The organism is Thermoprotei archaeon (genome assembly GCA_038881895.1).
GTDB lineage: Archaea > Thermoproteota > Thermoprotei > Gearchaeales > WAQG01 > JAVZOV01.
Window position 1 is genome coordinate 1 of the sequence record JAVZOV010000004.1, and the last position, 25,125, is coordinate 25,125.

The following is a 25,125-nucleotide window of genomic DNA, read 5'->3' on the forward strand; positions in this document are numbered from 1 at the left end:
TAGGAAGTCATGCTTCCAGAGCAGAGGGGACACTAAAACGTATGAGCAAACCATATTTAAACCTATCTGCTCTGAAAATACTGACAAAGGCAGCTAAACGCTGCCTCTTTGAGAGTGTAAAGCTTCTTCATCAAGAAGATATTACGACTTATGCCTATTTAAGTCTATCTATTTTGAAACTGTCTTTTAAGGCGTGCTGGGCATCGATGTTAACGAAAGTAGTATAGACCTAGCTGTTGTGAAGCCAAACAAGGTTAAGTTCATCAAGATAGATATAAGCGAGGCGAAATACATTAGAGGCAGATACTTCAGGAAGAGGAGGAGCATCCAGAATAAGACTTCAGGGGAAACGAAAGCTGAGCTGCTAGCGAAGTATTCTGGGAGGGAAAAGCGGAGGATAAACGACATACTCCATAGAGCAACGAAGATTATAGCTGGCGTAATCGCCGAAGAAAACGTTAAACCGGTAATGGAGAAGCTGAAAGGCATTAGGGAAAGAATACGGTATGGTAGGAAGATGAATAGGAGGCTTCACGCCATGCCGTTCAGAAAAATTCAGTCTTACATTTCCTATAAGTCGATGGAGCTAGGCTTTAATCCTGAAATGGTTAATGCTAAGAGCACTTCCAGAACATGCCCGATGTGTGGCGAATTGAGTAAGCCGAATGGGCATGCATTCAAGTGTAGAAAATGCGGCTTCCAAGCGGATAGACATTTAGTTGCAGCTTGGAACATCGCCATGAGACTCTCCATGTGCCGTCCTTTACCGTTGGCGGCGAAGGCCCTCAATGAACCCCTAGAAATAGAGGTGAGGGGGAAGGGACGAAAGTCCATGAATCCCACAACGGTTCTCTAATCTTAAGGCAGAATAAAGCTTTTATGCCTAATGTTTCTAATGCTAAAGTGATTATGAGAATCTCGTTATCCCTGAGAACCAAGACTGATAATCGTATTGAAGCACATAATAGTAGTGATTATGAAAGGAGTACAACCTTCGAGATCTCAAGAAAACCTTGCTTATCAGTGTGGAGAGGAGGTCATCAAATTGGATAGAATAACAGTTAGTGATACTGAATACTCAATTTTATACGTATTAAGGAGATCAACCGAACCTGTAGATTCCCAATTATTAGCAAAAGAAACAGGGTCATCGATTAGCACATTAATGTCTACACTGGAATCATTAAAAGAAAAAAACCTAATAAAAATTGATATTGAAGAGCTTCATGTATACAGATTAACTCAGGAAGGATTATTATATGCAGAAAAAGGACTTCCAGAAAGGCAAGTCTATAATACTATTGTAAAATTAGGTTCAGCACGTACAGAACAACTATTTGACATTATTAAGCTACCAAAAAGCTTAATAGAACTTGGCATTGGACATGCACGCAAAATGGGATGGATTACAATAGAACAAAAATCAGGAAGAAATTTAATGAAGGCATCATCAGTTGCACCTGAAAGTAACATAGAACAACTCTTACAGAAATTGTCAAAAGGACCATTTACAGTAAAGCCTAATGAAAACGAGGTTTTTCAAGAATTAGTAAGGAGAAAACTAGCCGAACGCAAAATAATAAAGATTTATAAAATATCATTGACTGAAGTTGGCAGGCTACTGCTTGATCAAGGATTGATTACATTAAGTAATGAAAAAAGCACACTAACATCTGATGACATACTTTACGGAAAATGGTCAACAATATCGTTAAAGCCATACAATGTATCCGCACTACCGCCAGTAATTTATCCAGGACGAAAACATCCATACGTTTCTTTTCTTGAGGAAGTAAGAGAGATATTACTAGAGATGGGTTTCACTGAAGCTGAGGGTTTCTTCGTAGAACAAGAATTCTGGAATTTTGATGTACTATTTCAGGCGCAAGACCATCCAGCGAGAGAAATACATGATAGTTACAGAGTAAAACAACCGGCACTAGGAGTTCTTGAAGATCCAGACCTTGTAGAGAAGGTTCGTCAGGTTCATGAAACAGGTTGGAATACAGGATCGCGTGGATGGCGATATCAATGGAGCGCAGATATAGCAAGAAGACTCATACTAAGAACACAAACAACATCGGTATCTGTTCGATACCTTCACAAGCATAAAGAACCACCAATCAAGATGTTTGCACTTTCAAGAGTATTTCGTCCAGATGTGCTCGATCCAACACACTCAATGGAATTCAACCAATGCGAAGGAATAGTAATGGATAAAAATCTTACATTCAGAGACCTCCTTGGTTTCTTAAAGGAATTCAGTAACAGATTAGGCATCACTAAGATTAAATTTAAACCATCTTATTTTCCCTTCACAGAACCTAGCGTAGAAGGTTATATTTATCATGAAAAATTAGGCTGGATAGAAGCATTACCTGGAGGAATGTTTAGACCGGAAGTTTTAGCACCATTGGGCATAAAATACCCAGTACTGGCATGGGGTATAGGAATTGATAGATTAGCAATGGCAGTTCTTGGAATAAATGATATAAGAGAATTATTCACCAAAGATCTTTCATATTTACGTGAATTCCCGTGGTTGAGAAGCCATGCCAACTATTAGCATTGATATAGTAGACCTATTTAATCTGCTAGGAACCAGAATTAACGAAGAACAACTAAAAGAACTATTGGAGTATACAAAATGCGAAATCAAAGAAATAGAAGGAACAACTATGACACTAGAAGTAAACGCCGATAGACCTGATCTCTTCTCAACAGAAGGTCTAGCAAGAGCATTAAGACCTTTCATAGGAAAGAAAAACAAACCGATAAATGTGGGTCAAAGCGACTATAAAATCCATGTAGAACCACAAGTATTAAGAGTAAGGCCAGCAATCTCAGCATTTATAGTCAGAAACGTTAAACTCAATGAAACAGCATTATCACAAATATTCCAATTCCAAGAAAAAATTCACGAGACTGTTTGCAGAAATAGAAAAAAGGGTTCAATAGGACTCTACGATATATCACGCATTAGTAAAACAATTAAATATACAGCATTACCCCTTAAAGAGATCAAATTCAGACCATTAGATTATCAAACTGTTATGAATGGTGAAGAAATACTGAAAACTACGGAAAAAGGAATAAAATATGGATCTTTAATCACAGAAATTGCACCATTATTAGTCGATGAAAAAGGTACAGTATTGTCAATGCCACCAATAATAAATAGTGAAGATACACGAGTGACTACAAACACAAAAGATGTACTCATCGACGTTACTGGATTTGATAAGGAATTCACGACAATAGTGGCACGCATTATAGCCTATAACTTAGCAGAACGCAACGCCTCCCACATAGAAAGCATAAAAATAGAATATCCAGACATAGTGTACATACCATCATTAGAATATCAACAAGTCAGAATAACTAAAGACCTAATAAACCACGCATTAGGATTACGCTTACGCATCACAAGCATAGCAAAGTTACTCAGAAAAATGAACCATATAGTCACAGTTGAAAAAGACGAAATGATAGTAAAGGTACCACCATACAGGATCGATGTACTGCATCCAATAGATTTAGTCGAAGATGTAGCAATAACTTACGGTTACATGAAATTAAACCCCACATATCCTCTCATTAACACTAAAGGTCAAGAACTACCAATACGAAAACTAGAAAAGGATATTCGCGAAATCATGATAGGGTTTGGATATCAAGAAATATCAACATACATGATGACATCTCCCAAAATACAAATAGAAAACATGCTCCTCCCAATCACAGAAACAAAAAACATGATTGAGGTTGAAAACCCAGTAAGTGACGAATACACAGCACTCAGAATATGGTTAATACCAAACTTACTCAACCTTCTCTCGTTCAACATCGATACTCAATATCCTCAAAAAATATTCGAGATTGGTTACACAGTCCAACGCAATCCACAATCACCAAATCTAACTATACAAGAAATGAAAATAGCAGCAGCACACACGGAATACTCAGTAAGTTACGAGCAAATCCAAGCAATAGCATACTCACTCATTAAAACGTTCAAACTAAACCCACAATTCCAACCACTACAACATCCAAGCTTTTTAAACGGACGAGCAGCAACAATAAAAATTAATAATACAGAAATAGGAATAATTGGCGAAATACACCCAAACGTCCTGCTTAATTTTCGATTAAGAATGCCAACAGTAGCATTTGAGATCAACATAACAAAACTCGCAAAAATCATCAAAATCCCCACAGACACATTATAAGATTGGTGCCCAGAAAACCTAGAGCTTTGTTGGGATGAATGGACAAAGTTTAAGTATGATGTTAGCCCACTAAATTTTGAATGTTCTCGATGAAATGGAATAACATCTGAATTGGAGTGAAAACATAGCTTATAGGATAATGAGATCTATGGGATGGAGAAGTTGTGAGCCCCTCTGAACCAACAGATAAGGGAATGAACATAAAGCTCATCCTAAATGCTGAAAACTCACCGACTTCAGCCGTGGAGAGGTTCATAGTCATTTCTCATCTTCCACAATAAATTTATCGGTTTCTCCGTACTTTATCAAGTCTCTGAAAATTAGAGCACTTGGTCTGAAATACCTCTTTTTTGTTTCATAATCAACATGAATCAACCCAAACCTCATTTTAAATCCTTTGGCCCATTCATAATTGTCTGTAAGTGCCCAATGAAAATAACCTCTCAAGTCTATACCACTATTTATAGCTTTTTTAAGTTGTAGTATGTGCGATATTAGAAATTTTGGTCTAAATTTATCTTCTGCATCCGCTATGCCGTTTTCGGTGACAATTAATGGTCTCTTGTATCTTCTCCAAAAATCTATGAGAACATTATAAAGACCTTCTGGATAAATCTCCCAACCACTATCACTACAAGGCCTCCCATCTCTTGAAACGCTATTTGGAGAACAATAGAGACCATAATCATCAACTACCTCAAAACCCAATCCGTATTTCGCCGGCTTAACAACAACCCTACTATAATAATTAACACCAATCCAATCAAGGTGATCACCTAAATCTTTTCGTTCACCTATAAAAAGAGATACTCCTGATGTGATCAAATCTAAGAAATCGTAAATTTCTACTTTTTTAGCTCGTTCAGCAGCATCGACGTAATCATTGCCAGATTTGAAAGGTTCTACAGCAAATACTGCATGTATCATTCCCACAGGTTTTTTAGATATCTCTTTCAATACGTCATAAGCTCTAGCATGCGCTTCTGCAAGATGTTTAGCCGCATTTATGGCAGAATCAATACTTAAATATCCCGGTGGAAAACCTGATTTAATATCAACATAACCTGAACCATAAACAACGTTAGGTTCGGTCATAGTACTCCACATGTCTGGGAGATCCTCTAACTTCCAAGCTATATATGCAACAAATTTCGTGAATTCCACAACAGATTTTTCATCTAACCAACCAGATGGAGCTCTGTCAGGCCCAAATTTTCTAACCATTATAGGTTCATGAAGCCAGAGAGGTAAAGGCCAATGATAAAGATTAACTATCAACATATTATTTCCACTTTTCCAATCATTAAAAATTTCTTTATAATGATTTAGCGCCTCTTTATTTGCCATTTTATCAAGTGCGTCAAGAGCTTTTTCATTGACATCAACTCTTAATATATTTCCTTTGCTATCCTTTTCAACATCCACCCTCACATCGAATGTTGGTTTAGGAAATATTCTACTCCACTCAATACCCAATCGTGCAGCATTCATTCCCAAATTTTGTGCTATCTTATGATCTTGTTCATAAAAATGCCAATAAGCAGGTCCATTCTCAGGAAAATCCCCACTTACAATTTTTGAAAAAATGTTTTCTTCGTTATGAACCCATACCCACCAATCACTGTTTGGATTCTCAGAGCCTGGAATGCCCATCTCAAACTGAAACCCTGACTCTGAAAAACCAAAAAGAAAATTATTCGGAAAATGATGTTTCATAAAAATATTAAGTCTTTCCAGCTTAAAAATTTATTTATAAAATACTTCATCACATAATAGATTATAAAAGTAAGTGCTCAAAAACCTAGATTAGTTTGTGATAAACGACAGAATTTAAGCATGTCAAACCTTAAGAAAACAGAATGTTCCCTTAGGAGAGGATGAAACTTGAATGCATATGTACATAGTCTACAGAGTAATGAGAGTTATGAAATGAGAGCTAGTGAACTCCCTACTAAGCAGATGAAGGATGAGTGAAAAATCTACTCCAAATACTGGAAACATCCAACTTCAGCTACGGAGCAGCAAGAGATCTGATCTTTCTTGATTAAAGGTATAAAATAATTAAACATGCTCTGCTACTGTTGCTACATGAAGCAAATCTTTTGGTATTACTTTAAATGCCTCCGCATATTTTGTGTTAATCATTTTTCCATAGAGCATGTTGAGAGTTCTTATGAATAATTCTACACTATCCCAGTTGTTTAGGAATTGGCTCTTATGTTGTTTTAAAGCTTTTAATTTGATCTCAATCACGTCATCTATATTATAATATAAGTTTGGTCTATGTGTATTGTAAAAAACCATGTATTCTATGTTATGTGGTTTACTGTCCTCATCATAAGGTAGCTTCGCATAATGAACTAGACCAGCAAAAATGGCTGCCTCAATACTAAGCATTCCTGCTACTCTGTGATCTGGGTGTCCTTCATAAGGAAGCCATGGATCTGGCGCTAAAATAATGCTTGGTCTTTCTTTCCTAATTATATTAACGAGAAGTTTTCTAATATTTGATGAATAGGGTAGTTCAGTATCTCTATAATTTAGCCATATAAATTTCTTCACACCAATAATTCCTGCAGCATCTTCTTGTTCTTTTTTCCTTATTATGGACAGTTCTTCTGGAAGTATTTTGGGATCAATAGTTCCCATTAACCCATCAGTTAATGTTAAGTATATAGCTTCTGCACCATTTTTAATAGATTTGATTAACGTGCCCCCTGCACTGAGATCACAATCATCAGGATGAGGTTGAACGCATAAAATCTTTCTAGGTTGATTAAAAATTTTCTCTATATCAGGAGCAAGCAGTGTCCGAACAAGCATTTTCACAGCATCCTCATAAGTATGTTTTTCAATAATATCTTTAAGATCGTTAAAAATTGTCATGTCCATTTATTAACCCCTACAATTATTTTGAACTATGTACTATATAGTGTTTTTGTTTTTGAAACACAACGATGAAATATTAACTATTATAGGTAACGTTTTATAGATATTAAACAAAACATTTATATTTTAATGACCAGAATGATTAAAGGGAGAAATATTATGAAAACTTCGGCTCAGATTTCTTTTAAGCCTTTAAGTACTTACATTGCAAAAATAATAATAAACGGTGATAGAGGATTTAAAAAGAGTTTTGGTGTGGTTCAAGAACCTTTGAGTGAGGAAGCTATAGGAATATGGAATTATCAAGTAAAAGATAATGAAATTACTGTTATATGGAAGAATACTTTCATATTAAGGTTTAAAATTCTTAATTCTGATGAAACTCACGTTGAGCTTCTCCAATATATTGATCAGAATGATAGAATTTATGGATTAGGAGAAAAGTATGCTAGGCTTAATAGAAGATTCAAGAGATTCCACATATGGAATATTGATCAACCTGTTCATCTTCCTTTAGGCGATCCAATGTATGTGTCTATCCCCTTTTATATTGCTACCAATCCTAAGCGGTCTGCTGGAGTTTTTATAGATTATCCTGGATATATTTATATTGATACTGGTGTTAAATATTCCGATGGAATTTTCTTGAACATCAAATCAAATTCATTTAGAATGTACTTAATAGTAGGTAATAATATTTATGATATTTTAAGAAATTATTCAGAACTTACTGGGAAACCTTTCATGCCACCTAAATGGGCTATCGGTTATCACCAAAGCAGATATAGTTATATGTCTCAAGATGAAGTTTTAGATGTTGCCAATGAATTTAGAAAAAGAGGAATACCATGCGATGCAATATACTTAGATATACACCATATGGATGGATTTAAAATATTTACATGGAATCCGAAAAACTTTCCATTACCAGAGAAAATGATTGATAGACTCCATTCAATCAACATGAGACTCGTAACTATAATAGATGTTGGTGTCAAAGCTCTGGATGGTTATGAAGTTTTTGATGATTTCAATAAGATTGATGGTTTTCTGAAAACACCAAACAAAGAACTCTTTTTAGGAGTTGTATGGCCTGGTTTATGCACATTCCCAGACTTTCTCAGATCAGAAGTAAGAAATTTATGGTCATCATACATAGCTAAATGGGTTAAACAAGGTGTTGATGGAATCTGGCTTGATATGAATGAACCCTCAATATTTCTAATGTTAGACCCATTAAAAGATGTGATCGAACAATTACCAAGTATCATTAGTAGCAATGAAAACATGGGTTTAAATGTTATTTCGCAAATTTCAAAAATATCAACAGCTATGGTTAATAAAAGTGTTGGATACGCAAAAATAGATGCCATACATAGAGATGATGAGGGGAATGAGGTTCATCACGATGAAATACATAATGCATATCCACTTTTAGAAAACTTAGCTACATATGAAGGGTTTAAAAAAGCATATGAAGATAAAAGAGCATTCATCCTTTCTAGGTCAGGGTTTGCAGGCATTCAAAGATTTGCAGCAATCTGGACAGGAGACAATCAAGCAGATTGGGGACACATGGAGATTAGTATTCCTCAACTTCTCAACTTAAGCCTTTCGGGCATACCTTTTGTGGGAGCTGATGTTGGAGGATACAGCGATGACACTGAACCAGAGCTTCTAGTCAGATGGCATCAACTAGGAACTTTTTATCCTTTTTATCGAAATCACAGTGAAATTAACGCTAGAAGACATGAACCATGGGTCTTTGAAGAACCATTTGAGACAATAATTAAAAATACTATTAAACTCAGGTATAAGCTCCTTCCTTATATTTACAAACTTTTTGTAGAGTCTCACAGAACAGGACTTCCTATAATGAGAACACTTTCAACTGAATTTCCTTCCGATGAAAATTGCTATGATATAGATGACGAGTTCATGCTAGGAGAAGCCCTTCTGATAGCGCCAATACTAGCACCAGGTGCCAGAGCTAGAGCTGTATATCTGCCAGAAGTTAAATGGTATAATTATTGGAACGGAGAGATACTTAACCCAGGTTGGATTTTAGTTAAAGCTCCCCTTGAAATAATACCAGTCTTTATTAGAGAAAACACGGCAATACTTACAACTGATCCTAAAGAGAATGCATACGAATCTTGGGATCCAATTAAGATTGAAACATTCATTACTAAGAAAGTGAAAACACGAATATACGATGATGACGGTGAAACCTTAAAATATCAAAAAGGAGAGTATTTTGAGACTGAGGTGGAGATCGTTCGGAACAACAATGAAATCATAGTCAACACTGAAATTTTAAACAGAAACTATAAACACTCCTTTAGGAATATCGAACTACACATTTTAAATGGATCTGGCATAGAAAACATTACGATAAATGGTGCAAAACAAAGCTTTAAGATGCAGGAGAGAACTGCTATAGCAAAGTTCGCACTAGAATAAACAAAATGGCCTTAATCGTAACTAAAGACTTTATTTCTAAAGACAGAGTAGTATCAAATTCAATCTTTACACAATCTTAGTTAAAACATCATTATAAAGGAGATCTGTTTTTATTTGAGGTCCATTTCATAAATGTAGGGAGATCATAGCATGGAAAAACACATCCTTGTATTAGGTGCAGGAGGATCTGCTGGAATTAACTTTATAAAATCATTGAGAATGGCTACTGAAAAGTTTTACATTGTAGCAACAGATGTTAATAAATATCACTTAGAACTGGTTGATGCTGATAAATCTTACATAATACCAAAAGCAACGGACCCAAGATATCTAGACATAGTAAACAAATTAATCCATATGGAGAAAATAGATTTCGTACATGCACAACCTGATATTGAGGTATACATTATATCTAAGAACAGGGATAAAATCAATGCGAAAACATTTTTACCAAAACATGAAACAATCGAAATAGCTCAAAATAAGATCAAGACAAACCAAACGCTTAAAAGTAAGAATGTGCCAGTGCCAACCTCTTATAAAATTGAGGATGTTGATTCTATAAAAAAATATTACAATGAATTAAAGGATGAAACAGGTAGAGTTTGGGTTAGAGCGCTAAAAGGAGCGGGGTCGAGAGCTTCACTGCCCGCCTATTCTCCAGAACAGATTATAGAATGGATAAATTATTGGAATAAAAAAGAAGGATTAACATATGAAGATTTTATGATATCTGAATATCTTCCTGGTGAAGAATTCGCTTTTCAAAGTATTTGGAAAGATGGAGAGTTAATAGTCTCACAAGCAAGAAAAAGAATAGAATATCTATTTGGAAACATTACGCCAAGCGGGCAAACATCAACACCATCAGTCGCAGTAACAGTTCATAATGAGCTAGTGAATAAAATAGGAACAGAAGCAATAAAAGCAATTGATGATAAACCTAATGGAGTATTTGGTGTTGATATGAAAGTTAATAAGAACGGCATACCATCAATAACAGAAATAAACGCAGGAAGATTCTACACAACAAACAACTTTTATGTACATTTAAGTTGTAATATGCCATGGATTTATGTCAAGTTAGCATTCAATGAAAAAATCCCACAAACTAAAAAATACAACGCAGTAGAAGCAGGATATTATTGGATAAGATTGCCAGATGCAGGCCCAGTCCTTGTTAAAGAAAGTAATTTCAAGAGTATAACGTTAATATAGGCTGATGTTCTCCTCGACTTATCTAACACATATTAAGCTTACTAACAATCTAGAACCAATAGGACTTTCTTGTCAAATTTCTCGTGTAAGAATCTGGAAAAGCTACGAACAAGGGCATAAAACTTTAAGAGCTGAGATCTCTTTTTCAATTTAGAACAAGTTATGCATTTAATTAAGTTAGATTTATTTGTTTCTAGTTCCAAAATTATTTTTGATTAAACATGGTTCTTATAATACCACGTAGTATGGTTGAAGAATTACTTAAACCTACGGACGTTGTAAAAATTGTTGAAAAAGTTTTCGTGGATCGCGGTTTAGGTAAGGTAACACTTCCTTCCAGAATTTGGGTTGATTCTAAAGTAGGTTCTTTTGGATTAATGCCTTCTTATATGGCGGGTGAGAACGCTCTTGGTTTTAAGGGTGTATTCTTTAACCCAATCAGAAAACCAACAATTAGAGCGTTTATTGGGCTTATAGATCCAGAAGACGGTAGTTTAATTGCATTAATGGATGGTGACTATATAACTGCAATGCGTACTGGCGGTATTGGTGCTGTTGCGGCTGATAAACTTTCAAGACAAGATTCTCATGTAGTTGCTGTTTATGGTTGTGGTGTTCAGGGTAGAGCCCAGGTTATTGTACTCCAAGTAGTTAGGAAAATCGAAACTGTTTACGCTTATGATTCCCACAAACCAAGTTTAGATAATTATATTAAAGAAATGTCCGAAAGACTTGGTATTGAAGTTAGACCTATGAATAATCCTAATGAACGTGTTACTGATGCTGACATAATTATTACTACAACTACTTCACGTGAACCTGTTTTTGATGGAAGGTTAGTAAAGGATGGAACTCACATTAATGGTATTGGTTCATTTTCACCTGAGACTAGGGAAATTGATGAAAATGTCGTGATGCGTGCTAGTAAAATATTTGTTGATTTTAAGGATGATGCAATAAAATCTGGTGATCTAAAAATACCTCTTGACAAAGGTCTCATTAAACTGAGCTCTGTCTATGAATTATCTGATCTTCTAGTCGGCAAAGTACAAGGAAGACAAAGTTCTACAGAGATCACATTTTTTAAATCCGTTGGAGCAGCAATATTTGATGTGGCTACAGCGATTTGGGTTTATAATGAAGCTAAAAAGAAAGATTTAGGAATAGAAATGGCATTATGAAAGATCTTGAGAATAAATAACACTATAAATCTTTTTATATGAGTTGCGGTCAATCTTTAGTTGATTTTTTAAGTTTAAAATAAGATTTTGAAGCTCACCATCCTTTAATCTAAAAATTTCTTTCATAATGTTTATGTAGTTCACTATAGCTTTCTTCGATGATTCATTCATTATAACTTCTGATATTAGATTCGCATCCTCACTTAACATAGCGTTTACATACATGGAGAAGAACTTGAAGGATGTTCCAGAAAGTTTTTTAATTAACTCTTCATGATCTTTTATCATCATAGCAATTGAGAGACCCGTTATGTATGGTATTCCTAACACTATTCCCATCATATTATCATGTGTTTCCCAATCTATCATTATTATATTTGCATTAAGCTCTTCAAAAAATCGTTTCACACTGTTAGCATCATTTTCTCTACCTGGTACTGGAATGATAGCTATTGGAGTATTTTTGATTGTTTTAGCTCCTGGACCAAAAAGAGGATGTACAGAACATACAGATACAGTTCTAGGATACTTTAAATACATTGATATAATACTTCTCTTAAAAGATGCGATATCAAATATTATTTTATTATCTAAGGTGAATGATAATAACTCTAAAAGCACATCTGAAACTTTACTGAGTGTGACAGCTATTATTATCATGTCATTTTTCTTGACTAGAGATTCTAATTTCTCTTCATAATCTATGTTTAATTGTGCTGCAACTTTATACATCTGATCTGTATTTATATCATATATTGTAATATGGTACATTTCTTTAAGTTGAGAAGCCAGCCATGAACCCATCCTGCCCGCTCCACCAATTATTCCTATATACAACATAATTTGAACACCCTCATGAATGTTTAACATTATCTATTTTTCGAAACCCTTACATAAATTTATTATTTCTTTAAAAACTAATTTATAAATACCAGCTTTTTGTAGTACTTCAATCTCTCTTTTGCAATCTTCTATCGGCATATTCATTCTCTTTTTTAATTCTCCTATTTCTTTACAAAGTTGCATTCTTTTATTTAGAAGTCTTATTATTTCATCGTCTATAGTATCTATTTGTTTTCTTATCTTTAAGATGTTATTTTCCCACTCCATGACAACCACCTAAGTAAATGATCAGCAATAACTATTGATGTAACCGATTCAACAACAGGGACAGCACGAATTGCTATACATGGATCATGCCGTCCTTCGACGATTATTTCGGTTTCTTCCATCTTTGAAAGATCAACAGTTCTCTGCTTTTTTCTTATTGATGATGTAGGCTTAACAACAACTCTAAAAATAATAGGCATACCATTACTAATACCCCCATTAATACCACCAGCGTTATTAGTTGACGTGATAATCTTGACATTATTAATGATATAAGGATCATTCGCCTCACTTCCTTTCATCTTAGACAACTTAAAACCTGCACCAAACTCTATCCCCTTTATTGCCGGTATTGTAAACATAGCTTTTGCCAAATCTCCATCAAGTGTATCAATAGGAGGCTCACCTAAACCAACAGGAACATTTAATACTATAGTTTCTATAACACCACCAACACTATCTCCCTCTTTCATTATTATTTTAATGTAATCCTCCATTTTATTGCTAGTTTCAATGTGAGGACATCGAACTTGACTTTTGTACACATTTTCTCTGATCTCACTCAATGTTACTACAGGGGATTCTATAGGTCCAATATTTATAATGTAAGAATACACTTCTATATTATATAAAGAAAGAAGCTTCTTAGCTATAGCACCAGCCATCACTAAACCTGCAGTTATCCTCCCAGAAAAAATACCACCACCTCTGTAATCATTAAATCCCTTATATTTAATGTAAGAGACGTAATCGGCGTGACCTGGTCTCGGAATATATCGTATCATCTCGTAAGTATTAGAAATAACATCCTTATTCCAAACTACCATAGTAATTGGAGCTCCTGTAGTATAACCATTAAATACTCCTGAAAGAATCTCAACTTTATCCTCTTCCTTTCTTTGACTAACATAAAGACTCAAACCAGGTTTCCTTTTATCCAACTCTTTTTGTATATCATCCTCTGAAATTCTTAAACCTGGTGGACAACCTTCAATTAATACACCTACAAGTTTACCATGACTCTCACCAAAGAGTGATACCCTGAACATTACGCCAAGAATTTACATCACCTCGATATTTCCACCCAATATTTTTATATGATCTAAAAATAACGGATATGAATCAACAATACTTTCAACACCTTTAATTATACTACATCCTTCTGCAGCTAGTGCAGCAACAGTAAAAGCCATGGCGATTCTATGATCACCAAACGAATTCAACGTTGCTCCTTTCAACTTCTCACGACCTTTAATTTCAATATAATCTACACCATTTGTAACATCAACACCCATTCGCCTAAGATTCTCACTAGTTGTTTTTATTCTATCACTCTCCTTAAACCTCAAGTGTGAAATACCTCTAATAATAGTCCTACCTTTAGCATAAGCACCAAGCACTGAAAGAATAGGTACTATATCAGGCATATCAGAACAATCAACCTCAATACCTTCTAAGACGTTCTTTTCAACATCAACATAGTCTGATCCAATCGTCACTTTAGCCCCCATTTCTTTAATTATGTTAATAAATGCTTTATCAGGTTGCACATCATCTGGTTTTAAATTTAAAACACGTACGCGTCCCAAGAGATTACCAATTGCAAACAGAAAGGCCGCCGATGAATAATCCCCCGGAACAGTAAATGTAATAGGTTTGTACGACTGACGCTCAACATTAAACATCGTTCCATGCTGTTTAACAGTTACACCAAAAGATTTCATCGTTCGTATTGTCATGTCTATGTATGGTTTAGAAACCATTTTGCCTACCACATTAATAGTTAATCCTATTTTAGGCGATATTATCAGTAACCCAGAAATGAACTGAGATGATACTGAGCCATCAATCTCAATATTATCGGAAACGTTTTTTCCACCCATTACTGCTAATGGCGGTCTCCCCTTCCTTGTTACAACGAGCGCACCTAGCTGTCTTAATGCATTTTCAAGCGATTCCATTGGTCTTTTTCTTAGAGAATTACTACCAGTGAGTATTGTTAACCCATGCACTAAAGATGCTACCGATGCAGCAAATCTTATCGTAGTCCCTGAATCTCTGCAATTTATCACATTATCAGGTTCTACAGGTTTCTCTACACCCATAACCACTGCATTTTTTATTTTTCCACCAAAAGCTCTTATAGCTCGCATACTGGCATTAGTGTCTGCTGAATTCAGCATATTAAGTATCCTTGTTTCTCCATCAGTTAAAAGTGCTATAAAAAGTGCTCTATGAGTATAACTTTTTGAAGGTGGAGCAGATATTATGCCTTCTAAATACTTTGCAGGATATACTTTAATTCTCATTTCAACCACCAGACAGATTCTTTACAATACATCATCATACTCTAGCCTCCTTGTCTCTGTTACTATTATCCTTCTTTCATATTTCTTCCAAACATCTATAATCAATTCTGGTTCATCAGTCACTGCTACTATTCCAGGTCCTGTACCAGTTACTCCCGCAGCTTTAGCACCTGATTTTAGAGCATCCCATACTGGTGCTAAATCTATCTTTAAAGGTAAGGAAACTAAAAGACCATTAAATGTTAGAGCATTCAACCACTGTTTTTTTAATGCAAGATCAATAGGTATTTGCATTAAATTTCCTATTCTTCTAAAGGCATCTTTATCTACTAGAGATTTAGTCGTATGGTAAGGCGGAACTAATATCACAACTTTCATCTCTTCTATATCATATGAAGACAAGATCTCGAATGATCTATTATCAGTTACATGAATGCCCCCAAACATCGAGGCACATGCATCATCAAATGCTCCTGTGATCGTGACACCCGCGTTCATAGCAGTCTTTATGCCAAGTTTTATAATATCGTGTTTTCTCAAATTAATACCCAGTGCTTTAAGAGATGCATCTATAATGGCATTGGCAACAGCGCTACTGCTTTTAAGTCCTCTTGAAATAGGTATCTCAGAATTTATATCTAAATATAACCCACTTTGAATTTTGAATTCTTGTTTAAGTAAATTAAATAATGCATTAACTAGTTTATTATCAACAACAATGTTCTCATCATTTACTTTTACAGACGATTTTAATGAATCTTCATCAATAATCTCTGCTTTAACGTGAACTCTTAATTTTACACCTGCTGAAGCTCCTATTCCAGTTGGTAGAGCATTTACCACACTTATTGCACCATATGCTATACTTTCACCTCTCATGGTAATCCCCAGTGAGATATCGCTCACCTATAACTCTAACTAGAATTTCAGATGGTTTAAAACCAAACCACAAGTTCAAATTTTCAATCACTTGGTAGACTAACATCCATAGTCCATCAATAACTTTGCAATTCTTTTCTAATGCAGTCCTAATAAGTTTAGTCACCAATGGATTATAAACCATATCCATCACTATCATCCCTTCTTTTAAAAATTCTGGTGGAATAGGTATTTCATTCTGATTTAGCATTCCAACAGGTGATGCATTTACAATCAAATCTACACTAGGTAAAATTTCTGAATAACATTTCGTATTTGCCTTATGTCCTATTACATTAAAACCTATTCTTCTAAAATAATTTGCAGTGTTTATTGCAGAGTCTCCGCTCAAACTAAATACATGTATCTCATCAGAGTACTTTGATAATTCATAAATGGCCGCTCTCGCTGCACCACCAGCACCTATTATAGCACTTTTAGAAAATGATAAACTTACATGATGCTTTAATGCATTGAGAAATCCAATTGCATCAGTATTAAAACCAATAAGTTTTCCATTCTTATTAATTACAGTATTTACAGCACCAATCAGTTCTGCATCGTAAGTAATTTCATGCAAAAAATCCATGATAGCCACTTTATGAGGTATTGTAACATTAAATCCCTTTGCATTCTGACTTTTTAATAGTACTATCTTTGTTGATAATTCATCAGGTTTTACTGATAACGCGCTGTACTTTGCATTAATATTCCAAATTTTAAATATCTTATTGTAGACTTTTGGGCTGATCGAGTGGTTTATTGGATATCCTATTATATAATAATTCAATGGTTTTTCTTCATTAACTAAATGAGCTTCATCAGTCTCCATATTTCTCTCACCGTAGATATGTTAATCTGTCCTGGCGCTATTGTTTCTTCACCAAATGATACATAAGTGAACGGTGCTCCAAAGAACGGTGCGAGAACACGCGAAGGTATGCCTAGCTCTCCCATGCAAAACCCTATAACTCTGCCTGGAGTTTCTGACACAAGCCTTAACATAGTAATATTATCATGATAACTACGTGCCATTGTAACAATTTTTACCAATGAGGAGTTAAATCTGAGTCCTCGTTCTGCAATCAAACGCAGCTCTTTAAGGTTCGGAGTTTCCAAGAAGTTGTGATATGACAAAATAACATTAACATCATTCTCCTTAGCTAGTTTTATAACATCTTTAGCTATAGGTGAACGCAGTTCTATATCAACGTATTTTGGTTTTGCTCTAATAAGTTCAGAAATAATGCGTAAACGCGCTTTCTCACCATTTGAGAAAGATCCTCCCTCAATACTACTTCTCACGGTAACTATTAAATCATGTTTAAATGAGAATTCATGTACCAGTTTAACAGCCTCATCTATAATCTCATGTAAATTCTGTATTTTATCCAATCGTACTTCAATCAATTGGGCATTTAGTTTTACAAGCTTTTCAGCTATTTCATTTATATTATTGCCATTTATTGATAAACACATTTTTCTAGACATTCTTTAATCACCCCATAATCAACATTAACAAGTTCGGCATGACCAATACTTTTAGGTAAAGCCATCAAAGGTTTATTATACCAGAACTTTTTATCTAACTCCATGTTTTTTATCAGCATTTCGGGATTTGATGGAATCTTTGTCGGTAACCCTAAGAAACTCAATAAACTAATAATACGAAACACATCATTTTCTGCAAATCCTAATATCCTAGTTGCAATGAAAGCCTCCACAACCATACCTATTGATATGGCATAACCATGTCTGATCCTAAACTTTAAACTTTTCTCCAATGCATGGCCTATAGTGTGACCATAATTTAATATCATACGAAGATTATTTTCTTTATAATCAGATTCAACAACTTTAACCTTTAACTGAATACTTTTAGCTATAACGTGTGCAAGTAAGCTTGAGCTAGAATCCTTTAAATTGTTCACATTTACCTCTAATTCATTAAAGAATTCACTATCCATTATTACTGCACTTTTTACTATTTCTGCTAAGCCGCTTCGAAAGTCTCTCCTATCTAATGTAGCGAGGACGTTTGGATCAACAACTATCCTTAGCGGATGATAAAATGTACCTATCATATTTTTTCCTATGAAATCTATGCCATTTTTACCACCTATTGCAGCATCAACCTGAGCTAATAACGTCGTAGGTATCAAGATTAATGGCACTCCTCTCATATAAGTTGAAGCAACAAAACCGGAGAGATCACAAACTGATCCCCCGCCAAACCCTATGATTAAAGATTTTCTGGTAAAACCAAAATTGATAAGCTCCCTTAATATTCTTCTATAGGTACCGAAAGTTTTTGCTCTTTCTCCTCTCTGAACCATTATTATTTTTGAGACAATCCCTAGTTTATTTAATGCAATTTTTACGACTGGAAGCCAGAGTTCTGCAATAAGTGGATCAGTAATTATTGCAACCTTATGAGGCCTTAAATCTTCTATTAGATTATCCAATTGATTGAGCAAGTTACGATCTATTATTATTTTTGTGTTTATACCATCTGAAATTCTCATATAAATTTCCATCTTTTCAACTCCTCCATCATGTCTTTAAAACCATCTAACGTGAGACTCTGTTGACCATCTGAAAGAGCACGATCTGGATCTTGATGAACCTCCACTATTATACCATCAGCACCAGCCGCTAGCGCTGCTTTTGCTAAAGAAGGGACCAATGATCTTCTACCAGCTGCATGACTAGGATCGACAATTATTGGCAGATGCGTTAATTCTTTAAGGACTGGAACAGCTGCAATATCTAACGTGAACCTTGTTGAGGTTTCAAAAGTTCTTATACCTCTCTCACACAATACTACATTCATGTTACCCTCTTTCATAATATACTCTGCTGCTGAAAGCAATTCTTCTATTGTAGCACCAAAACCTCTCTTAAGAAGAATAGGTTTGAAAGACCTCCCTACTTCTTTGAGTAATGGAAAATTTTGCATATTGCGAGCTCCAATCTGTAACACATCAGCATATTTTTCCACTAACTTCACATCCCTAGGATCAAGAACTTCAGTAACAACAGGTAATCCAGTAATTTCAGATACCTTTTTTAAGTATACCAAGCCTTTTTCACCAAGTCCCTGAAAACTGTACGGAGACGTTCTCGGCTTAAATGCTCCTCCACGCAACATTGAAGCACCATGCTCTTTTACAAATTTAGCAATCTGTATAACTTGCTCTTCAGATTCTACAGAACATGGACCTGCTATTACAATAGGTTTTTCACCAATCTTTACACCATGTATATCAATAACAGTCTTATCTTTAAAATCTTTAGTTACGAACTTAAGTTTCATTGATTAATAAACACCTCCAGATTCCTTACAATATGTTCTGGAACCAGACCAAAATACTCTAAAAGTTCTTCATAACTTCTTCCAGCAGTTCCAAAAACATCCATTACGCCAATCCTCTTTATCATTACAGGTTTATACTCGCTCAGTTCTTCACTAACAGCACTACCCAAACCACCAATGATATTGTGCTCCTCTATAGTAACAACCCTGCCGGTTTTTGAAGCACTACGTATAAGTATATTCGTATCAAGAGGTTTTACAGTATGCATATCAATAACATCAGCGCTTACGTTTTTCTCTTTTAGTAATGTAGCCACCTCTAAAGCTATTGCAACCATAGTTCCATTTGCTACAATAGTTATATCAGATCCTTCTCTAACTAGCTCTGCACGTCCTATTTTAAGCTCTGTATCATTATTATATATACGGTAAGCATTATCACGCCCTAATCGCATATAAAGAGGCCCCTTATGCTCTACTACTGATTGAAAGAGCAATTGTTTGGTGGCTATATCGTCAGCAGGGACTAGAACTGTCATTCCCGGAATAACACGCATTACTGCGATATCTTCTAAACATTGGTGTGATGCACCATCTAAATAGTCTGAAAGTCCTCCATGTGTTGCTATGAATTTTACGTTTAGATGATCTCTAGCTATAGTATTTCTTATTTGTTCCCATCCGCGCATCATAAACATTGCATAGGTTGATGCAATAGGTATTTTTCCTCCAAGCGCTAAACCAGCTACCACACCCACCAAATCTTGTTCGCTTATCCCTACAGTAATGAAACGTTCACTAAACTTCTCTGCAAAATATTGTGTTCGAGTAGACTTAAAAACATCAGCATCAACTACCACTAGATTGGGGACATGTTCTCCCAATTCTAGAAGAGTCTGCCCAAAAGCTTCCCTAAAACTAAACATACTCTGGCCTGATAATATCATCAGGAAAAACCCCTTTCCTTTTAATACCTAAACAATTCTTTATTGTGCGATTTAACGATGATAACTTTTGGTTTTCCTTTAACTTCTGAAACTTTCATCAGTGCATCGGTTATTGCGTCTTTATTACTACCATCAACTTTCAAAACATACCATCCAAAAGCTTCCCATTTCATGTCTAAAGGCTCTTTATTCTTTATACTCTCAGTATCACCACTTAACTGTTTATGGTTTCTATCTATTAAAACAATAATATTATCGAGCTTATTTGACGAAATTGTTGCGGCAGCCTCCCAGACTTGTCCTTCATCAAGCTCACCATCACCGATTACTACAGCAATCTCAACACTGTGTCTATCAATTCTTGCCGAAAATGCTAAGCCTGCAGCTATCGAAAGACCTTGACCTAATGAACCAGTTGAAACTAAGATTCCTGGCAAACTTTTACCTTCCGGATGTGGCTGTAACTTGGACCCAGGTTGCCCAAATGTTTTTATATCAACCTCATCAATTATTCCTATTTCAAGGTATATTGTATAAAGTGCTAGTGATGCGTGACCTTTACTCAGTATTATGAATCTGTTTTCGTTTATCCAATCACTGTATAATGATATGAGTATGTTAAGTGATGAGCGCGCAGACTCTACATGCCAGTTGTTTAATTTTTTAGTGATTTCAAGGAACCGTGAATGAACATTTTCACTATTAAGTTTGCTGTTTATACTTTTCGGTAAGAGAAGGTCATCTAATGAAGTTAGTGGGTGCTTAACCATTGGAGCGTGATTCGCTCCTCCAGATATTGGCGGCTCATAACACCCCACTTGACATACTTTTAGTAATTACATTTATATAAGCATGTTGCTAGTCATATCAGAGAAACGTTTATATTTAGGTTATTAAAAGAATGTCAGGATAATGTCATTATTTTTTTAATATCCTCCATTAACATTTTTAGTGATTCATTGATTCGCATGATCTCGCTGTTTAATTTATCTCTCTCCTTTATTATTGTTTTTTTAAGTCTGTTTAGCATTTTCATGTTTTCACTAGGACTAGTACTTCCTCTACTGATTTTCATGTTTATACTCATTTTTGGATCTAGTTTTAACCCAGGTAACTCATAAATCTTAATACCCAGTTCCTCATTTAATGATGAAATTACATGTTCGATAGTGAGACCTTTGTCTTGAGAACGTTTAACAGCTGAAGCTACAACTTGATGGGCTTCTCTAAATGATATCCCCAATTTTTTTACTAGTATATCGGCTATATCAGTAGCAAGGGTATACGTCATTGAAGGAGAATTTATGAATACATCACTGTTAATTCTCATAGTTTCTATCATACCAACGATAGATTGTAAGCTTAATTTTGTTATCTCAAAACTTTCTTCTAAAACTCCCTTAAGCTCCTGCATATCTTTATTATATCCAGTTGGTAATCCTTTCATTACTGTTAATGCCTTAACTAAGTTTCCATAGAGTTCTGATGATTTAGCTCTTACGATCTCTGCTGCTTCAGGATTCTTCTTTTGAGGCATGATACTGCTAATACCTGCATAAGAGTCATCTAGTTCTATTAACCTACTCTCTTGAGATGCCCAAAATATAATATCTTCTGCAATCCTACTAAGTTGAGTAGATAATATTGCTAAATCAGATAATATTTCTGCTTCAATCTCACCTCTAGATGTTATTGCATCCAATGAGTTTTCGATAATGCCAGAAAAACCTAAATATTGAGCAGCCATTTCTCTATCTACAGACCAATTAACTCCCGCTAATGCTCCAGACCCCAGAGGTGAAAGATTAACTCTCTTGTACGCTTCGCGCAATCTTTGATATGTGCGCATAAGTTGATTTACATGTGCTATTAAATAATGGCTCAGTGTTATTGGTTGAGCTTGTTGCATGTGGGTGTATCCTGGTATGATGGTCATTATATTAGATTCAGCAATATCAAGCAGCTTTTTCATAGCATTTAATAATTCTTGCGAGAATTGATTTATAGCATCCCTAAGGTATAATCTGATATCTGTGGCTATTAAGTCATTACGGCTTCTTCCTGTATGAAGCTTACCACCAGTGCGTATTCCTAATTTATTTATTAAGTATGATTCAACATGAAAATGTATGTCTTCGAGTTCAGTATTAAACTGCATGTTACCACTTATCCACTCATCATAAAGTTTCTCGAGAGTTTTGAGTATTGCTGATGCCTCGCTTTTTTCTAAAATTCCAACTCTGTAAAGCATTATCGTATGAGCTTCGTTAACAAGTATTTCATAAGGTATTAAAGTTTTATCATTTTTTAGATCATTTTCAGCTTCTTTAATAAGTATTAAAGCTTTCTTTCTATTACTTAACCTCGACTCCCACGGGTTTTTGTGCATTTTCATTAACCATCCTTAATATTCTGTGAGCAGTAACAGTTTGAAGACCCCAGAGTTCTATAAATCCGGCAGCAAACTCTTGATTAAATGTTGATGAAGTGTCGTATGTTGATAATTTTAAATCATATAATGCATAATCGCTCTTCCTACTAACTACATACATACCGCCCTTAAACAATTTGAGTGTAACCTGTCCACTAACTCTAGGTATTTGTGTCGAATCTATAAAAGCCTGAAGATCAAGTCTTAATGGTTCCATCCATAATCCATTATATACAAGCTGGATCCATGTTTGATCTATTAACTCTTTTAAATTATTCTCGTGCCGCGTGAGAACGAATTTCTCTAAATCCTTATGCGCCTCAATAATAGCCAAAGCCGCCGGGCACTCATAAACTTCTCTTGACTTTATACCGATTAGTCTATCTTCCATGTGATCAATTCTTCCCACACCATGCATACCTACAATACGATTAAGTTCAGAGATCAAAGTGACCTCATTGATTTCTTCACCATTTAGACTTACTGGCACACCATTCCGGAAACCAATGGTTACATAACCTGGAGTATTGGGTGCTTCTATAGGATCCACAGTCCATTCAAATACATCTGATGGTGGTTCCTTTTCAGGATACTCTAAAACACCACCTTCAATTGACCTACCCCATAAGTTCTGATCAATGCTGTATGGGCTTTTCTTAGTAGCCTTTACAGGAATTCCATGTTTCTTCGCGTACTCTATTTCCTCTTCTCTATTCAAATTCCACTCCCTCACGGGTGCTATGACTTTTAAATTAGGATTCAATGCTTTAATTGTTACTTCAAATCTAACTTGATCATTACCCTTGCCAGTAGAACCATGAGCAACAGCATCAGCATTCTCCCTTTCCGCAATCTCAACTAAATATTTTGATATCAAAGGTCTAGACAAAGCACTACTTAATGGATATTTACCCTGATAGAGAGCATTAGATTTTATTGCTGGATTAATGTAATCTTTCACAAATTCATCCAATGCATTTATAGTATAATGTTTAACAGCTCCTATTTCATAAGCTTTCCTTTCTATTTCCTTAAAGTCTTCACCCTGACCAACATCTAGTGCGACAGTAACAACATCGTATCCATATTTTTCTTGCAACCATTTTATCGATACTGAAGTATCTAATCCCCCTGAATATGCCAGTACTACTTTTTTCATAAATTACTTTATCTAATAGTATTAAATATAAATTACGTGATGAAAATAACAATTAAAAAACGATCATGTTTCAATTAGAACATGTTTATCTCGTTAAAACTATCTATCTATAAATCGCCTTATATGATTTATTGAATCCTCAAGTACTTTATACGCTTTTAAAGCCTGCTCCTGGCTTACTATAAAAATTGTGTCTAGATGACATGAAATGATCTGAGTTATATTGATTCCCTCTTTAGAAAGAAGCCATGTGATATAAGCTATGACTCCAGGTGTTGATATTATTTCTTCAGGACTCAAAAGTATTATTGCACTTTGATTTCTGATAATATTATTCACATTGTGTTCACCAATAATAGATACCAGATCCCTTTCTATCTTTTTTTCAATAACAATAGTAAACGTAGTAATGCCCTGCGTAATCTGGAAAAATCTAGAATCCCCTGATACACGAATTATTTCATCTAGCTTCCCCGTAACATTTCCCCACTTAGTTGTAATCACAACAACATCATTACGCATTTGAAGCGTACTTTCAGCTAAGACCTTCCTAATATTATTTTCAATACGCTCTAGATCCTCTTTAAGTTCCTCACCATAACGTATTAACGCCATCTTAATAGCATCAATCTCAACATCAGTACCCATTAATTTTGAAACTTCACTTCTCAACATTTTAGAAGTCGCAGTATAATTTAAAGATCCATTCCTAAGACAATCTATTAACGAAGGATGTGTATCAACCACACTACGCACAATTCTCGCAATACTCAACTTGTTTTTCACTGAGCCCTCACAACATATCACGCAATGCACATATTAACTTTTTCCTTTCATCACATAATCTTTCTCTGTCTTATTTATGGTGAAGGTGTTGAAAAACATGAGAAGAATTAAGAAGTGAAAAACGAAGAAGACACATATATTCTAACTCTCATTATCTTTAGAGCTGTTG

General features: G+C 35.1%; 23 protein-coding genes. 7 read left to right on the top strand and 16 right to left on the bottom strand.

What is annotated here, in order from left to right; all coding sequences use genetic code 11:
* The 4 genes from QW128_07510 to pheT form a co-directional block, all read left to right on the top strand.
* Positions 1-227, top strand: a 227-nt coding sequence (locus QW128_07510) for a hypothetical protein (GenBank protein MEM3833412.1), incomplete at its 5' end; no start/stop codon positions are given.
* Complete coding sequence (locus tag QW128_07515; protein ID MEM3833413.1) at positions 194-856, top strand: transposase; 663 nt, start codon at positions 194-196, stop codon at positions 854-856. The genes QW128_07510 and QW128_07515, both read left to right, overlap by 34 nt.
* Positions 857-976: 120 nt before the next feature.
* Positions 977-2,566 (top strand): phenylalanine--tRNA ligase subunit alpha, encoded by a 1,590-nt coding sequence (locus tag QW128_07520; GenBank protein ID MEM3833414.1) that lies wholly within the window; start codon positions 977-979, stop codon positions 2,564-2,566.
* Positions 2,553-4,229: a phenylalanine--tRNA ligase subunit beta gene (pheT, locus tag QW128_07525; protein MEM3833415.1), complete on the top strand. Its 1,677-nt coding sequence runs from the start codon at positions 2,553-2,555 to the stop codon at positions 4,227-4,229. Before QW128_07520 ends, pheT begins: the two co-directional genes overlap by 14 nt.
* A 258-nt stretch (positions 4,230-4,487) precedes the next feature.
* Here pheT and bgaS read toward each other — a convergent pair whose 3' ends face one another.
* Together bgaS and QW128_07535 are read right to left on the bottom strand one after the other, a co-directional pair.
* Entirely contained in the window at positions 4,488-5,945 is a 1,458-nt protein-coding gene (gene bgaS / locus QW128_07530) for a beta-galactosidase BgaS (GenBank protein ID MEM3833416.1), read from the bottom strand.
* Positions 5,946-6,290: 345 nt separating this feature from the next.
* A complete protein-coding gene (locus QW128_07535) occupies positions 6,291-7,121 on the bottom strand; it encodes a PIG-L deacetylase family protein (protein ID MEM3833417.1) in 831 nt (276 codons plus the stop codon).
* Positions 7,122-7,277: 156 nt separating this feature from the next.
* On the opposite strand from QW128_07535, the gene QW128_07540 reads away from it, so the two are divergent.
* From QW128_07540 to QW128_07550, 3 genes are all read left to right on the top strand, one after another.
* Positions 7,278-9,581, top strand: a complete 2,304-nt coding sequence (locus QW128_07540; protein ID MEM3833418.1) for a glycoside hydrolase family 31 protein — start codon at positions 7,278-7,280, stop codon at positions 9,579-9,581.
* Positions 9,582-9,731: 150 nt separating this feature from the next.
* Positions 9,732-10,799 (top strand): ATP-grasp domain-containing protein, encoded by a 1,068-nt coding sequence (locus tag QW128_07545; protein ID MEM3833419.1) that lies wholly within the window; start codon positions 9,732-9,734, stop codon positions 10,797-10,799.
* Between the two features lie 221 nt (positions 10,800-11,020).
* The gene (locus QW128_07550; GenBank protein MEM3833420.1) at positions 11,021-11,980 is read left to right on the top strand and encodes an ornithine cyclodeaminase family protein; all 960 of its coding nucleotides are present in this window, start codon (positions 11,021-11,023) and stop codon (positions 11,978-11,980) included.
* Here the strand turns inward: QW128_07550 and QW128_07555 are convergent.
* The 14 genes from QW128_07555 to QW128_07620 all read right to left on the bottom strand — a co-directional run bounded on the left by QW128_07555 (position 11,975) and on the right by QW128_07620 (position 24,956).
* Positions 11,975-12,820 carry a prephenate dehydrogenase gene (locus QW128_07555; protein MEM3833421.1) on the bottom strand — a complete coding sequence of 282 codons (846 nt, stop codon included), beginning with the start codon at positions 12,818-12,820 and terminating at the stop codon, positions 11,975-11,977. The two genes, QW128_07550 and QW128_07555, sit on opposite strands and share 6 nt — an antisense overlap.
* 33 nt (positions 12,821-12,853) lie before the next feature.
* Positions 12,854-13,090: a chorismate mutase gene (locus tag QW128_07560; protein ID MEM3833422.1), complete on the bottom strand. Its 237-nt coding sequence runs from the start codon at positions 13,088-13,090 to the stop codon at positions 12,854-12,856.
* Positions 13,066-14,139, bottom strand: coding sequence for a chorismate synthase (gene aroC / locus QW128_07565; protein ID MEM3833423.1), 1,074 nt, complete (start codon positions 14,137-14,139; stop codon positions 13,066-13,068). The genes QW128_07560 and aroC overlap by 25 nt, the downstream gene beginning before the upstream one ends.
* Before the next feature lie 12 nt (positions 14,140-14,151).
* Positions 14,152-15,399, bottom strand: coding sequence for a 3-phosphoshikimate 1-carboxyvinyltransferase (aroA, locus tag QW128_07570; protein MEM3833424.1), 1,248 nt, complete (start codon positions 15,397-15,399; stop codon positions 14,152-14,154).
* 21 nt (positions 15,400-15,420) lie between these two features.
* Positions 15,421-16,278 (bottom strand): shikimate kinase, encoded by an 858-nt coding sequence (locus QW128_07575; protein MEM3833425.1) that lies wholly within the window; start codon positions 16,276-16,278, stop codon positions 15,421-15,423.
* Complete coding sequence (aroE, locus tag QW128_07580; GenBank protein ID MEM3833426.1) at positions 16,268-17,149, bottom strand: shikimate dehydrogenase; 882 nt, start codon at positions 17,147-17,149, stop codon at positions 16,268-16,270. The genes QW128_07575 and aroE overlap by 11 nt, the downstream gene beginning before the upstream one ends.
* Positions 17,125-17,808 (bottom strand): type I 3-dehydroquinate dehydratase, encoded by a 684-nt coding sequence (gene aroD / locus QW128_07585; GenBank protein ID MEM3833427.1) that lies wholly within the window; start codon positions 17,806-17,808, stop codon positions 17,125-17,127. Before aroD ends, aroE begins: the two co-directional genes overlap by 25 nt.
* The gene (gene aroB, locus QW128_07590; protein ID MEM3833428.1) at positions 17,781-18,854 is read right to left on the bottom strand and encodes a 3-dehydroquinate synthase; all 1,074 of its coding nucleotides are present in this window, start codon (positions 18,852-18,854) and stop codon (positions 17,781-17,783) included. Before aroB ends, aroD begins: the two co-directional genes overlap by 28 nt.
* Positions 18,839-19,633 (bottom strand): 3-deoxy-7-phosphoheptulonate synthase, encoded by a 795-nt coding sequence (gene aroF / locus QW128_07595; GenBank protein ID MEM3833429.1) that lies wholly within the window; start codon positions 19,631-19,633, stop codon positions 18,839-18,841. The genes aroB and aroF overlap by 16 nt, the downstream gene beginning before the upstream one ends.
* Positions 19,630-20,580 carry a transketolase family protein gene (locus QW128_07600; GenBank protein MEM3833430.1) on the bottom strand — a complete coding sequence of 317 codons (951 nt, stop codon included), beginning with the start codon at positions 20,578-20,580 and terminating at the stop codon, positions 19,630-19,632. Before QW128_07600 ends, aroF begins: the two co-directional genes overlap by 4 nt.
* 20 nt (positions 20,581-20,600) lie before the next feature.
* A complete protein-coding gene (locus QW128_07605; protein MEM3833431.1) occupies positions 20,601-21,398 on the bottom strand; it encodes a 1-deoxy-D-xylulose-5-phosphate synthase N-terminal domain-containing protein in 798 nt (265 codons plus the stop codon).
* An 86-nt stretch (positions 21,399-21,484) separates the two neighbouring features.
* Entirely contained in the window at positions 21,485-22,969 is a 1,485-nt protein-coding gene (gene argH, locus QW128_07610) for an argininosuccinate lyase (GenBank protein MEM3833432.1), read from the bottom strand.
* A complete protein-coding gene (locus QW128_07615; GenBank protein MEM3833433.1) occupies positions 22,935-24,170 on the bottom strand; it encodes an argininosuccinate synthase in 1,236 nt (411 codons plus the stop codon). The genes argH and QW128_07615 overlap by 35 nt, the downstream gene beginning before the upstream one ends.
* 99 nt (positions 24,171-24,269) lie before the next feature.
* Positions 24,270-24,956, bottom strand: coding sequence for an ACT domain-containing protein (locus QW128_07620; protein MEM3833434.1), 687 nt, complete (start codon positions 24,954-24,956; stop codon positions 24,270-24,272).
* Between the last annotated feature and the right edge of the window lie 169 nt (positions 24,957-25,125).